The 12661-nt window shown below is 64.8% G+C and carries 11 protein-coding genes; 7 read left to right on the plus strand and 4 right to left on the minus strand.

The window, feature by feature from the left end; all coding sequences use genetic code 11:
- Positions 1 to 44 precede the first annotated feature (44 nt).
- Genes V6M39_RS09825 through zwf form a run of 3 tightly spaced genes read left to right on the plus strand, consistent with a single transcriptional unit; the run spans position 45 to position 3427 of the window.
- Positions 45 to 1298, plus strand: coding sequence for a PspC domain-containing protein (locus tag V6M39_RS09825; RefSeq protein WP_332643641.1), 1254 nt, complete (start codon positions 45 to 47; stop codon positions 1296 to 1298).
- Positions 1295 to 1939, plus strand: coding sequence for a response regulator transcription factor (locus V6M39_RS09830; protein WP_332643642.1), 645 nt, complete (start codon positions 1295 to 1297; stop codon positions 1937 to 1939). Before V6M39_RS09825 ends, V6M39_RS09830 begins: the two co-directional genes overlap by 4 nt.
- A 51-nt stretch (positions 1940 to 1990) precedes the next feature.
- Complete coding sequence (gene zwf, locus V6M39_RS09835) at positions 1991 to 3427, plus strand: glucose-6-phosphate dehydrogenase (protein ID WP_332643643.1); 1437 nt, start codon at positions 1991 to 1993, stop codon at positions 3425 to 3427.
- A gap of 5 nt (positions 3428 to 3432) precedes the next feature.
- Here the strand turns inward: zwf and V6M39_RS09840 are convergent, their stop codons facing one another.
- On the minus strand, positions 3433 to 3786 hold the full coding sequence (locus tag V6M39_RS09840; RefSeq protein WP_332643644.1) for a GntR family transcriptional regulator: 354 nt from the start codon (positions 3784 to 3786) through the stop codon (positions 3433 to 3435).
- A gap of 66 nt (positions 3787 to 3852) precedes the next feature.
- On the opposite strand from V6M39_RS09840, the gene pcrA reads away from it, so the two are divergent.
- Entirely contained in the window at positions 3853 to 6189 is a 2337-nt protein-coding gene (pcrA, locus tag V6M39_RS09845) for a DNA helicase PcrA (RefSeq protein ID WP_332643645.1), read from the plus strand.
- 55 nt (positions 6190 to 6244) lie between these two features.
- Here the strand turns inward: pcrA and V6M39_RS09850 are convergent, their stop codons facing one another.
- Together V6M39_RS09850 and V6M39_RS09855 are read right to left on the minus strand one after the other, a co-directional pair.
- Positions 6245 to 7174 (minus strand): hypothetical protein, encoded by a 930-nt coding sequence (locus tag V6M39_RS09850; protein ID WP_332643646.1) that lies wholly within the window; start codon positions 7172 to 7174, stop codon positions 6245 to 6247.
- A 137-nt stretch (positions 7175 to 7311) separates the two neighbouring features.
- Positions 7312 to 7971 (minus strand): M23 family metallopeptidase, encoded by a 660-nt coding sequence (locus V6M39_RS09855; protein WP_332643647.1) that lies wholly within the window; start codon positions 7969 to 7971, stop codon positions 7312 to 7314.
- Between the two features lie 310 nt (positions 7972 to 8281).
- Between V6M39_RS09855 and V6M39_RS09860 the strand changes: the two genes are divergently transcribed.
- From V6M39_RS09860 to sucD, 3 genes are all read left to right on the plus strand, one after another.
- Positions 8282 to 8569: a hypothetical protein gene (locus tag V6M39_RS09860; RefSeq protein WP_332643648.1), complete on the plus strand. Its 288-nt coding sequence runs from the start codon at positions 8282 to 8284 to the stop codon at positions 8567 to 8569.
- A gap of 97 nt (positions 8570 to 8666) precedes the next feature.
- Complete coding sequence (gene sucC, locus V6M39_RS09865) at positions 8667 to 9839, plus strand: ADP-forming succinate--CoA ligase subunit beta (protein ID WP_332643649.1); 1173 nt, start codon at positions 8667 to 8669, stop codon at positions 9837 to 9839.
- Between the two features lie 2 nt (positions 9840 to 9841).
- Positions 9842 to 10738 (plus strand): succinate--CoA ligase subunit alpha, encoded by an 897-nt coding sequence (gene sucD, locus V6M39_RS09870; protein WP_332643650.1) that lies wholly within the window; start codon positions 9842 to 9844, stop codon positions 10736 to 10738.
- A 66-nt stretch (positions 10739 to 10804) separates the two neighbouring features.
- Here sucD and V6M39_RS09875 read toward each other — a convergent pair whose 3' ends face one another.
- A complete protein-coding gene (locus V6M39_RS09875) occupies positions 10805 to 12616 on the minus strand; it encodes a hypothetical protein (RefSeq protein ID WP_332643651.1) in 1812 nt (603 codons plus the stop codon).
- Between the last annotated feature and the right edge of the window lie 45 nt (positions 12617 to 12661).

A 12661-nucleotide genomic window follows, 5' to 3' on the forward strand; every position in this document is an offset into this window, starting at 1 on the left:
GTCCCTAGTAGCGCCTGTGCGCGCGCACGTGTGACGATCGTTGGGTGACCCAGATCAGTGCGAGCCCCTATCGCCGTGCCTACCGACCGGCGGACCGGCGGCTGGTGGGCGGTGTCGCGACCGGTCTCGCCGATCACTTCGGGGTGGGTGTCCTCTATGTTCGACTCGCCTTCGTGGTGGCAACCTGGCTCAGCGGCGTCGGCATCATCGCCTATCTGTTGCTGTGGCGTTTCCTGCCGCTGCGCCAGCCCGAGCTGACGCCAGGCCTCGAGGCGGCCACCCGACAGGGTCTGCGTACGAACCCCAACCGCCCCGGTTCGGCCGAGATCCTCCAGACGCTGGCCATTGGCATGGTCGGAGTTGGCGTGCTGCTGTTCCTCCAGGTCACCGGGCGAGGCATCAGCGATGCACTGGTCGGACCCGCGTTGGTCGCCGTCATCGGTCTGACGGTGATCTGGCGTCAGTTCGACGATGTCGCCTGGCGGCGCTGGATGCGGCAGACCAGCGGCATTGGCTTTGCCGTACGCATCGCAGCTGGCGGAGTGCTGATCGCGCTTGCTGCTCTCTACTTCCTGACGCAGGAGCGCGGCTGGGGCGCCATGGTCGACCTCGCCGCGGCGCTGGGCGTCGCCCTGATCGGCCTCGCGATGATCCTCGGGCCGTGGATCACCAAGCTGCTCGGCGACCTGACGGAGGAGCGTCGGGCGCTCGTACGTTCGCAGGAGCGCGCGGATGTTGCGGCGCACCTGCACGACTCGGTGCTCCAGACCCTGGCGCTGCTGCAGAAGAACGCCGGCGATCAGGCCACCGTGGCCACTCTCGCCCGACGTCAGGAACGTGAGCTGCGCGCGTGGCTCTATGGCACTGATGAGCAGGCGGGCGACTCCCTTGTCGCGGCTCTGCGGGCATCGGCGGCCGACGTCGAGGACGCTCACCAGGTACCGGTGGAGGTCATCGCTGTTGGCGATGCTCCGCTCGACCCTGACGTCAGCGCTGTCGCCAAGGCGGCACGCGAGGCCATGATCAACGCCGCCAAACATGCGAAGGTCGATCGCATCGATGTCTACGCCGAGGCCAACAACGAGACCGTCCAGGTGTTCGTCCGTGATCGCGGTGTCGGCTTCAACGTCGACAAGATCGCGGAGGATCGCATGGGTGTGCGCGGCTCCATCGTCGATCGGGTCGAACGCCACGGAGGTAACGTGACGATCCGCAGCAAGCGCGGTCAGGGCACCGAGGTCGCGATGACCGTTCCCGTACGCGACGCCGACCACGTATTCGAGGAGACCAGCTCATGACGACCACCCTGCGCGTCGCGATCGTCGACGACCACGCGATGTTCCGGCGCGGAGTCCGCGCCGAGATCGACGGGCCCGTCGAGATCGTCGCCGAGGCGGAGGACGTCGAGAGTGCCGTGGCGATCCTCGTCGAGACCAAGCCCGACGTCGTGCTGCTCGACGTGCACATGCCGGGCGGGGGAGGACTCGAGGTCATACGACGTCTGCACCTTCGTCATCCCGACATGAAGTTCCTCGCCCTGTCGGTCAGCGACGCCGCCGAAGACGTCATCGGCATCATCCGCGCCGGCGCTCGTGGCTATGTCACCAAGAACATCTCCGGCCCCGAGCTGCTCGATGCGATCGACCGGGTCGCCGCTGGAGATGCGGTGTTCTCGCCGCGGCTGGCCGGGTTCGTCCTCGACGCGTTCGCTGGCACGATCGAGGTCGCTCAGATCGACGAGGACTTCGACCGTCTGACTGAGCGCGAGCGCGAGGTCATGCGCCTCATCGCGCGCGGCTACGCATACAAGGAAGTCGCCAAGGAGCTGTTCATCTCGATCAAGACGGTCGAGACCCACGTGTCGAGCGTGCTGCGCAAGCTCCAGCTGTCGAGTCGTCACGAGCTGACGCGCTGGGCCAACGACCGCCGCCTGATCTAGTGCGTTCCTGAAGTTCACCTGCGCGCAATCTTGCGGGTCTAACCTGAACGGGTGAGCGATCCGCACCTGATTGTGCTCTTCGGCGCCACGGGCGACCTTGCCCGGCGCAAGTTGCTGCCCGGGCTGATGCACCTGCTGCAGTCGGGACTCGTACCCGACTCACGCATCATCGGCGTTTCGCTCGACGAGTTCGACGACGAGTCGTTCCGAGCCTTCGCGGAGGAGGCCTGGCGTGAGTTCAGCCCTCGCATGATCAGGGACGAGCAGTGGGCGGCGTTCGCGCCCAAGCTGTCGTACGTCAACGTCAAGGACGGCTCTGCGGCACTGGCCAAGGCGGCAAGACTTCACGAGGCGGAGCTGGGCGGCGAGCCGCGACGCCTCCATTACCTGAGTGTGCCGCCCAAGGCGGCGCTCGACGTCGTGCACACCCTGCGCGACGCCGACCTGGTCGACCGTGCGCGGATCATCATGGAGAAGCCGTTCGGAACGGATCTCGCGAGCGCCAAGTCGCTCAACGCGCAGATCCACGAGGTGTTCGCCGAGGAGCAGATCTTCCGGATCGATCACTTCCTCGGCAAGGAAGCGGCGCTCAACATCCTGGCGTTCCGCTTCGCCAACGGTCTCTTCGAGCCGATCTGGAACCGCAACTTCATCGACCACGTGCAGATCGACGTTCCCGAGACGCTGTCCCTTGAGGGTCGATCTGGTTTCTACGAAGGCACTGGCGCGTTCAAGGACATGGTCGTCACCCATTTGTTCCAGGTCCTGGCCTTCATGGCGATGGAGCCGCCGACGTCACTGGACTCCGACTCGATCAGCGAGGAGAAGAACAAGGTCTTCCGCTCGATGCTGCCCCTCGACCCGAAGCACGTCGTGCGCGGGCAGTACGACGGCTATCGCGACGAGCCGGGCGTGGCCGGGGACTCCGAGACCGAGACGTTCGTGGCGCTGAAGGCCGAGATCGACAACTGGCGCTGGGCCGGGGTGCCGTTCTTCCTGCGTACGGGCAAGAAGATGGCCGAAGGTGCGCGGATCATCTCGATAGCGTTCCGGGAGCCTCCCAAGAGCATGTTCCCGACCGGCTCAGGTGTTGGCCTTTCCGGTCCGGATCACCTGACGTTCGACCTCGCGGACTCGTCGAAGATGTCGCTCTCGTTCTACGGCAAGCGGCCCGGCCCGGGCATGCGGCTCGACAAGCTCAGCATGCAGTTCGCGATGCACGAGACCGAGCGGGCCGGAGACGTGCTGGAGGCGTACGAGCGGCTGATCCACGACGCGATGCGCGGCGAGAGGACGCTGTTCACGACGGCCGAAGGCATCGAGCGCTTGTGGGAGATCTCCGAGCCGCTGCTCAACGATCCGCCGCCGGTACGGCCCTATCCGTCGGCGACCTGGGGTCCGAACGCCGTGCACCAGCTGATCGCGCCGCGCGCCTGGCGACTGCCGTTCGAGCGCAGCTGGCGCAAGCCCAACACGATGGCCGAATAGCGCAGCTAACCCCAGTGCTGCTCGACGAGCCTCGTGGCCTCGTCGATCGACAGTCCCTGGCGACGCGCAATGCGTACGTACGTCGCGGCAGCGTCCTCCGCCTGAGCGTCACCGATCTTGCGGGTCGCTATGAGCGTCCCGCCGCGGCCGTGTGTCTCGATCACACCATCGGTCTCTAGTGCTCGATATGCCTTCGCGACAGTGTTGACGGCGAGACCCAGATCGGCGGCGAGCTGGCGTACGGGCGGCAGCTTGTGACCGGCCTTCAGCGTCCCCTTTGCCGCACTGTCTGCGATCTGACGACGTACTTGCTCATACGGCGGCTCAGCTGCGTTGCTGTCGATCGTGACGAGAGTCATGCGCCCATTGTCGCGTGCTGCCCGACGGGGCCGATGTCTGCAGCGGCAACTAGGCTGGAGGGCCTGATGACATCGCCATTCCCCGTGCCCCAAACCGCGGAGAAGAAGTCTGCCCAGGAGGCCGAAAAGAAGCGCGCGCGCTCCGACATCCTGCTCGACGGACTCAACGACGCGCAGCGCGATGCGGTGTCACATCCAGGTGGCCCGCTGCTCGTGGTGGCGGGTGCCGGCTCAGGCAAGACGCGCGTTCTCACCCGCCGCGTGGCGTGGTTGATCGCGGCTCGTGGAGCGCATCCCGGGTCGATCCTGGCGATCACGTTCACCAACAAGGCCGCTGCTGAGATGCGCGAAAGAGTCGCCGAGCTCGTCGGCCCCCGAGCTCGCATGATGTGGGTTTCGACGTTCCACTCCGCCTGCGTACGCATCCTGCGGCGCGAGGCGACGAAGTTCGGGTTCACGTCGACGTTCACGATCTACGACTCGGCCGATCAGCGCCGGCTCATGACCCAGGTGTGCCGCGACATGGATCTCGACCCCAAGCGGGTCAACCCGCGAGCCGTGCTCAACTGGATCTCCAACCTCAAGAACGAGCTCATCGACCACGAGGCAGCGGGAAGCAAGGCGGTCAACCCGACCGAGGAGCTCTACGCCGAGGCCTACACGACCTATCAGGCGAGGCTCCGCGCTGCCAACGCGATGGACTTCGACGACCTGATCATGAACACAGTCCACCTGTTCCAGGGCTGGCCCGATGTTGCCGAGACCTACCGTCGTCGCTTCCGGCACATCTTGGTCGACGAATACCAAGACACCAACCATGCGCAATACCAGCTGATCAAGGAGCTGACCGACGCCGATTCCGACCTGTTGGTCGTCGGCGACTCGGACCAGTCGATCTATGCGTTCCGTGGTGCCAACATCCGCAACATCCTCGAGTTCGAGGATGACTTCCCCAATGCCTCGACGATCCTGCTCGAGCAGAACTATCGATCGACCCAGACGATCCTGTCGGCCGCCAACGCGGTCATCAGTCGCAACGCCGGCCGCAAGGACAAGCAGCTGTGGTCCGCCGAGGGTGACGGCGAGAAGATCGTCGGTTATGTCGGCGACGACGAGCGCGACGAGGCGCAGTTCATCGCCGAGGAGATCGACAAGCTGAGCGACGCGGGTGACGCCGCCGCCAAGGATGTCGCGATCTTCTATCGCACCAACGCTCAGAGCCGAGTGTTCGAAGAAGTCTTCATCCGAGTTGGACTGCCCTATCGCGTGGTCGGCGGAGTCAGGTTCTACGAGCGCAAAGAGATCAAGGACGCGCTCGCATATGTACGCGTGCTCATCAATCCGCGCGATGCCGTGTCGCTCCGCCGCATCCTCAACGAGCCCAAGCGCGGCATCGGCGATCGGGCTGAGGCGGCAATCCAGCGTCTGGCCGATCGTCACGAGATCAGCTTCTGGGAGGCGATGACCCGCGCCAACGAAGCCGATGATCTTGCGACGCGCTCCCTCAACGCGATCCAGACGTTCACCCAGACCATGTCGGAGCTCATGGCGATGGCCGAGAGCGGAGCACCCGCCGATGCCGTGCTCGAGGCCGCATTGACTCGCAGCGGCTATCTCAACGCCCTTGAGCAGAGCACCGATCCGCAGGATGAGACGCGGGTCGAGAACCTCGCCGAGCTTGTTGCGGTGGCGCGAGAGTTCGTCGTCGGCGCCAGCACGCTCGACGACGACGCAGACTCGGAAGCGGTTGCCGACGCTGCGGCGGACCTCGCACCGGGATCCCTCGCGGCCTTCCTTGAGCAAGTTGCCTTGGTGGCTGACGCCGACCAGATCCCCGACGAAGGCGACGGTGTCGTCACGCTGATGACGCTTCATACGGCCAAGGGGCTCGAGTTCCCGGTCGTGTTCCTCACCGGTCTCGAGGATGGCGTCTTCCCGCACATGCGCTCGCTCGCCGACAACACCGAGCTCGAGGAGGAGCGCCGACTCGCGTACGTCGGCATCACCCGAGCGCGCACACGTCTCTACGTCACTCGCGCCCAGACGCGTGCCGCGTGGGGTGCCCCGTCCTACAATCCGGCGTCCCGCTTCCTCGATGAGTTGCCCGAGGCACTGGTCGATTGGCGTCGGGTTGCGTCGTCGCCAACCCAGTGGACGCCCAGCAGTCCTTCCGTCACGTCGCAGTCGACGTTCCGGTCGACCAATGTCGCCGCGCGCTCCAAGCGAGCGACGCGTGAGGTCGTTTCGCTGGAGCCTGGAGATCGGGTGTCGCACGACAGCTTCGGACTCGGCACCGTGGTGGCGGTCGACGGTCAGGGCGACAAGGCCCAGGCATCGGTCGACTTCGGGTCGCAGGGAGTCAAGCGACTGCTGCTCCGCTACGCGCCGGTCGAAAAGCTCTAATCCCCGCGATTTGTGACACCCACGGCGTTAAACGCGCCGGGTAGCGCCGTGGGTGTCACAAATCGCGGGCGATTTGGTGCCACTTGCGGCCCAGCTCAGGCGGCGGTCCGGTGTAGCCGCGGCGTAGCAGGGCTTCGACGATCCGGGCGACGATAGACGTTGGCTGCTCGAAGTCGGCGATAGTCACCACAATCAGGGTCCAGCCGGCTGCCTCGATGCGCTCGCGGCGAAGGTGGTCCTTCTGTCGCTGCTCGGCGTTCCGCTCGTGGACCCAGCCATCGTGCTCGACCACGATCCGGTATGCCGGGAGTACGAGGTCGCCTCGCGCTAGCCATTCACCCGCCTCGGTGGTGATATCGATGTTGGGTTCTGGCTCCGGGAGTCCCGCCGTGGCAATCAGGAGTCTTGCGTCGCTCTCCCGCGGGGAGTCGACTCGTTCGCGAACGAGCAGTGCTGCCTCGTGGGCGCGGATCACGCCGTCAAGATGGGACGCCATCGTGTAGTCGATGAGTCGATCCACCGTGGTGTGTCCGGCCCGGACGAGCCAGTCTCCGGCTTGGACCAGGCTGCGAACGCTCAGCAGAGTGCCGCTGTCGACGAACGATCGGTCCGGTCCCAGAACTGCGACTCCATTCCTTGACAGCGGAGACGTGCGCCCAAGCCGACGGTGCAGCACCACGTCGTTGCGGGTTTGCGCTGTTGAGGTGGTTGAGAAATGGACAGGGCTGGGACTGCCGATCATGACGCCCATCCATTGCAGTGCCGTCACGTGGCTCGCGGCCGATCCAGGTGGGAGAGCTAGAGCTGCAGCGCGCACTGCTAGTTCGAAGGTCAGTTCGGTCGTGGTGAGTCGCCATACGCCGTGGTGGACCGCTACGAAGGCAGGACCTCGCAGCATCGACGAAGTGACGCCGTGCTCGGAGGCCTGGGCCGAGGTGAACACGCGGTCATGAAGTTCGGCAGGGATTCGAGGATGACGCGGCATACCTCTCACAGTGCTGTCGCTATGCGCGGGCAACCACATACCGGCTTCGACCTGTGGACAAAGCCGTGCGAAATGTGACGCTGTGGGCGCTATCAACGTGGGGTAACGCCGTGGGCGTCACAAATCGCGGGGAGGAGCTACGGGCGAATGCCGTGCTGAACGAGTACTGCGTAGGGGTCGACGGGTCCGCCGCCACCCGGGTGTACTTCGAGGTGCAGGTGCGGGCCGGTGACGTTGCCGGTAGAGCCGGTGTAGCCGATGACTTGGCCCGGGCTGACCTTGTCGCCGACGCTGACAGCGATGCGGCTCTGGTGGCAGTACCAGACGTCCGTGCCGTCGATGAGCGTGACGATCGTGCGGTTGCCGTATGCGCCTTCGTAGCCCGTGGACTTGACTGTGCCAGCGGCAACGGAGCTGATGGCCGATCCTGAGGGTCCGGCGAAGTCGAGGCCCGTGTGCATGCGTGACCAGAGGCCGCTGCGCTGACCGAAGCGTGCCGAGAGGTGGTAGCCGGTGACCGGCAGTACCCACTGGTTCTTCTTCGCCGCAGCTTCGGCATTTTTGAGGATCTTGTTCTGGTCGGCGAGGGCGATCAACATCTGGTCGGCCTGGATCTTGCCCTGCTCGTCGAGCTTGCGGTCGAAGTCACGGCTGACGTCAACGCTGTTGACGTCGTCGCCGGTGTAGGTCTCGGAGATCGTTTGGTAGTCGCCGGCCGACAGTGTCGAGTCGTCGACGTGACCACCAACGACGGCGGAACCAAAACCAGCCATGATCAGCGCGAATGCGCCGGCCATGGCTGGGGTGAGTCGAAGGGAGCGCTTGCGAGCTCGGCGCCTTTCGGCGACCCGCTTGCCGCTCGAAGCCCGCTTGGGGGTCTCCTGGCGTACATCCAGTCGGCGTTTAGGCGCAGACGAAGACACGCAAAAAACCTCCGAAAGGGGACAGCAGGACTCGACGAGCCTAGCCCAATCGCTGGTTCGGACGAAACCGAATCCACACATTTGTTGTTCGCCCCGCGGGAATTGTCGACATTGTGTGACGACGTTCACGCTCCACGAGCGGGACCGGACGCGCCGTGCAGGATCACGTGCGACGATGCCGGACATGACCAGACGACGCATCGTGGTTGGTGCCGTGGGAGAGGGCGAGGACGCGCAGGCAGTTGCCCGGACTCTGCGGGATGCGGGTCGGGAGGTCATTCTCGTCGGCGGAGGACAGTCCGCTGAACAACTCATCAGGACGGCCTTGGCCGAGGATGCAGACGAGGTCGTGGTGTGCGGCGACGTCGACCTGACGGCACTGGAGTCCGTTCGCGAGCAGCTCGGCGCCCAGCACGTACGCCTGACAGTCGCAGCCGGTGTGACCGACCTGACACGTCAGGACCTCCTTTGAGCGGGTAGAGTCGCCACGCTCAATTTTTCTGTCGTCGGCCCCATTCTGAGTCGAACAGTCTGAGCCAATCAGGACGTCAACAAAGGACGGACACACCGTGGATTTGATGGAATATCAGGCGAAGGAACTCTTCGCCAAGCATGGCGTCACGACGACGCTCGGCATCGTCGTACAGACGCCAGAGGAAGCCAAGGCTGCCGCTGAGCAGCTCGGCGGCGTGACCGTCGTCAAGGCTCAGGTCAAGGCAGGAGGTCGCGGCAAGGCCGGCGGCGTCAAGATCGCCAAGACGCCCGACGAGGCATTCGAGCACGCGACCAACATCCTCGCGCTCACGATCAAGGACCTGCCCGTCAACCGCGTTCTGGTGACCCCGGCGACTCCGCCGGTCGAGGAGTACTACTTCTCGTTCCTGCTGGACCGTTCGAACCGCAGCTACCTCTGCATTGCCAGCGTCGAGGGTGGTGTCGAGATCGAAGAGGTCGCGAAGACCAACCCCGAGGCAGTGCGCCAGATCCCGATCGACGCCGGCACCGGTGTCGACGAGGCGAAGGCCCGCGCGATCGTCGAAGAGGTCAAGTTCCCCGCCGAGCTCGCCGACCAGGCTGTTGTCATGGTCCAGGCGCTGTGGAAGGTCTTCGTCGAAGAAGACGCCACGCTCGTCGAGGTCAACCCGCTGGCACGCCTGGAGGGTGACAAGCTCGAAGCTCTCGACGGCAAGGTGTCGCTTGACGACAACGCCTCCGAGGTTCGTCACCCCGAGCACGAGGACTTCGTGATCCACGAGGAAGCTGACCCGCTCGAGGCAAAGGCGAAGGCCAAGGGCCTCAACTACGTCAAGCTTGATGGTCAGGTCGGCATCATCGGCAACGGTGCGGGGCTCGTCATGAGCACGCTCGACGTCGTGGCATACGCCGGTGAGAAGCACGGCGGCGTCAAGCCCGCCAACTTCCTCGACATCGGTGGAGGCGCCTCGGCGCAGGTCATGGCCGACGGCCTTGACGTCATCCTGGGTGACGAGCAGGTCAAGTCGGTATTCGTGAACGTGTTCGGCGGCATCACCTCGTGTGATGCGGTCGCCAACGGCATCAAGGGCGCTCTCGAGCTGCTCGGCGACGCCGCCACGAAGCCGCTGGTCGTACGTCTCGACGGAAATAACGTCGACGAGGGCCGCGCCATCCTGAACGAGCTCAACCACCCGCTCGTGACCCAGGTCGAGACGATGGACGGTGCGGCCGACAAGGCTGCACAGTTCGCACACGAAGGAGTCTGAGTATGTCGATTTTCCTCAACAAGGACTCAAAGGTCATCGTCCAGGGCATCACCGGCGGCGAGGGCTCCAAGCACACCGCTCGCATGCTCGCGGCTGGCACCCAGGTCGTCGGTGGCGTCAACGCCCGCAAGGCCGGCACGACCGTCGAGCACATCGACGCGTCGGGCACCAAGGTCGAGCTGCCGGTCTTCGGATCGGTTTCCGAGGCCATCGAGAAGACTGGCGCTGATGTGTCGGTCGTTTTCGTGCCTCCGGCATTCACCAAGGACGCTGTTGTCGAAGCGATTGACGCTGAGATCGGTCTATTGGTGATCATCACCGAAGGTGTCCCGATCCAGGACAGCGCCGAGTTCTGGGCCTACGCCCAGGGCAAGAAGACGCGGATCATTGGTCCCAACTGCCCGGGCATCATCACGCCGGGCGAGGCGCTCGCGGGCATCACGCCGGCGAACATCGCCGGGAGTGGACCGATCGGTCTCGTCTCCAAGTCGGGCACGCTGACCTACCAGATGATGTTCGAGCTGCGCGACTTCGGCTTCTCGACCGCGATCGGCATCGGTGGTGACCCGATCATCGGTACGACGCACATCGATGCGCTCGAGGCATTCGAAGCTGACCCCGAGACCAAGGCGATCGTCATGATCGGCGAGATCGGTGGCGACGCCGAGGAGAAGGCAGCCGCGTACATCAAGGAGCACGTCACGAAGCCGGTCGTCGGCTACGTCGCAGGCTTCACGGCTCCCGAGGGCAAGACGATGGGCCACGCTGGCGCAATCGTCTCCGACGGTGCGGGAACGGCGCAGGGCAAGAAGGAAGCCCTCGAAGCTGCGGGCGTCAAGGTCGGCAAGACGCCGTCCGAGACGGCTGAGCTGATGCGAGCCATCCTGAAGGACATCTAGCCTCGAGAGTCTCTGAGGTACATGTGACGAGGGCCCCTCTTCCGCCTGGCGGGAGAGGGGTTCTTGCTATTCGGCGAAGCGCAGTCGTGCGCCGGCGCGGGCAGCGACGGCCTTGAACACCTTGGATGAAACGTCGAACTTCCCTGATGGTGTGAACGTCACCTGGGCGACGTCGGAGCCGCGCCTGATGATTGCGCCGCGGAAGATGATGCGCTGGCCCTTGGTGACCTCGAGGCTGATGCGCCACGTCTTGCCGGAGTACTGGCCGGTCCTGAACGAGTCGCGCTGGTCGACCTTGGCGGTCAGGTTCTTGACCCCACACTCGTTGACCCGGTCGCTGATGGTCTTGACGAATTCCTTGGCAAGCTTCTCGCTCGGGAACCGGCCAATCGTCTCGGCGACGCCGAACTCCTTGGGCAGCTCCCTGGCTTGGGGGATGACGAACAGCTTGGACTTCGCGGTCTTGATCGCTGAGAAATCGGCTCGATCGCATCCTGTGGCAGCCGGGTTGACCTTGGCAGCGGAGAACGCCTCGACGCCAACCCAGACGCGATCGATCTGAGCGATCGGTGGAAGATCCACGATGCCGAGGAACGCAGGGTCCTGCGAAGTTCTCGGCGGCTCGGTACGAGTGACGGCGATTTCGTCTGTGCAGTTGCCACCGGTGTCGGCGCACAGGCGTGACACGGCGTTGTTGAGCGTACGGGCGAAGGCCCCGATCCTCGGTCCGACGGTGCCATCGACCTCATGGACAAGGGTGCTGGTGACATTGCCTGAGTGGCTGAAGCCGACGGTGAACGTACGTACCGGAGTCGAGTGTGAGCGCAGGAGCAGGATCTGGAAGTCGCCGGCCGGTCGCTTTACCGAGTAGGAGTCGACCAGCTGTACGCGGGGGTGCTGGCAGTCGGAGTACCAACGCACCAGGCGGCGGTAGGCAGCGTCGGCGATCTTGGTGCTGCGCGAGACCTCAATGGCCTGCGCAACCCGCTCCTTGTCCTGACCGTTCGCGGTGTAGGTGCGAACCAGGACCTTGAGAGGATCGGTGTCCGCAAACCGCTTGACCGGACAGGTCGCATAGGGCGTCGTGTTGTCGATGTTCTCATCAGTGTTCTCGACGGACCACACACTCCGCGGGTCCAGCTGGCCGACCTGCGTCAGGGTCAGCAGGTTGCCGGTGTCAATGTTCTCAGCGTCGAGGACGACGTCTGGTCGCTCCGCACCGATCTTTTCGCGATAGGGGAGTGAGGCGCGGCTGTCGAGGGCGTCACCCTCGGTGACGATGAATCCGCCGCCGATCGCGAGAGCCACGGATGCCGCGACCAGAATCACCGTGTTGCGCTGCCGGCCACGCTTCGCCGCCTTGCGGATCTTGGCAGGGGTCGGCTCCTCGAACGCGTCGGTCGCCGTGCCGAGCCCGTGCATACGGCGCTCGATCTCGTCGATTGACTGGCCGAGCTTCGCCTCGAGTGTTGCCAGAGCGTTGGTGACGCTCTCGATGCCTTCCTCGGCGGGCAGGTTGACCTCCTGCGATGCCTCTTCGAGGTCGGTGTTGCCGAGGGTCATCAGCACGATCAGGCGACGGTCGGTGACGTTCATCTCGCCGAGTGCGTCGAGGAGCTGCGTGTCGCTGTCTTCTTCGTGCTTGCGGCGCAGCGGGTGGGTGCCTCGGCTCAGGCCGGTCAGCTTCCAGGCTTCGTTGCGTACGTATGCGAGCGGGTTGCCTGCGCGGATCTTGGACCAGTCACGCCAGGCGCGACGGTAGGCGTCGACGGTTGATTCGAAGGCTACGTGACGGTCACCGGTGACGGCGTACGTGACCTCGAGGGCCTGGGAGAAGGTTGAGGTGTAGAAGCTGTTGAACTCGTCGACGCGAGTCATGTCCAGCCTCCTCGTCCCGGGCGTGCCTGTCTACAACGCCGCAAC

The organism is Aeromicrobium sp. (assembly GCF_036675695.1).
In the GTDB taxonomy this organism is placed as follows: domain Bacteria; phylum Actinomycetota; class Actinomycetes; order Propionibacteriales; family Nocardioidaceae; genus Aeromicrobium.

Coding starts and splice junctions, on each gene's coding strand:
- V6M39_RS09840 (WP_332643644.1), bottom strand. CDS start 3,786: ATGACTCTCGTCACGATCGACAGCAACGCAGCTGAGCCGCCGTATGAG.
- sucD (WP_332643650.1), top strand. CDS start 9,842: ATGTCGATTTTCCTCAACAAGGACTCAAAGGTCATCGTCCAGGGCATC.
- V6M39_RS09875 (WP_332643651.1), bottom strand. CDS start 12,616: ATGACTCGCGTCGACGAGTTCAACAGCTTCTACACCTCAACCTTCTCC.
- pcrA (WP_332643645.1), top strand. CDS start 3,853: ATGACATCGCCATTCCCCGTGCCCCAAACCGCGGAGAAGAAGTCTGCC.
- V6M39_RS09860 (WP_332643648.1), top strand. CDS start 8,282: ATGACCAGACGACGCATCGTGGTTGGTGCCGTGGGAGAGGGCGAGGAC.
- V6M39_RS09850 (WP_332643646.1), bottom strand. CDS start 7,174: ATGCCGCGTCATCCTCGAATCCCTGCCGAACTTCATGACCGCGTGTTC.
- V6M39_RS09855 (WP_332643647.1), bottom strand. CDS start 7,971: ATGGCCGGCGCATTCGCGCTGATCATGGCTGGTTTTGGTTCCGCCGTC.
- V6M39_RS09830 (WP_332643642.1), top strand. CDS start 1,295: ATGACGACCACCCTGCGCGTCGCGATCGTCGACGACCACGCGATGTTC.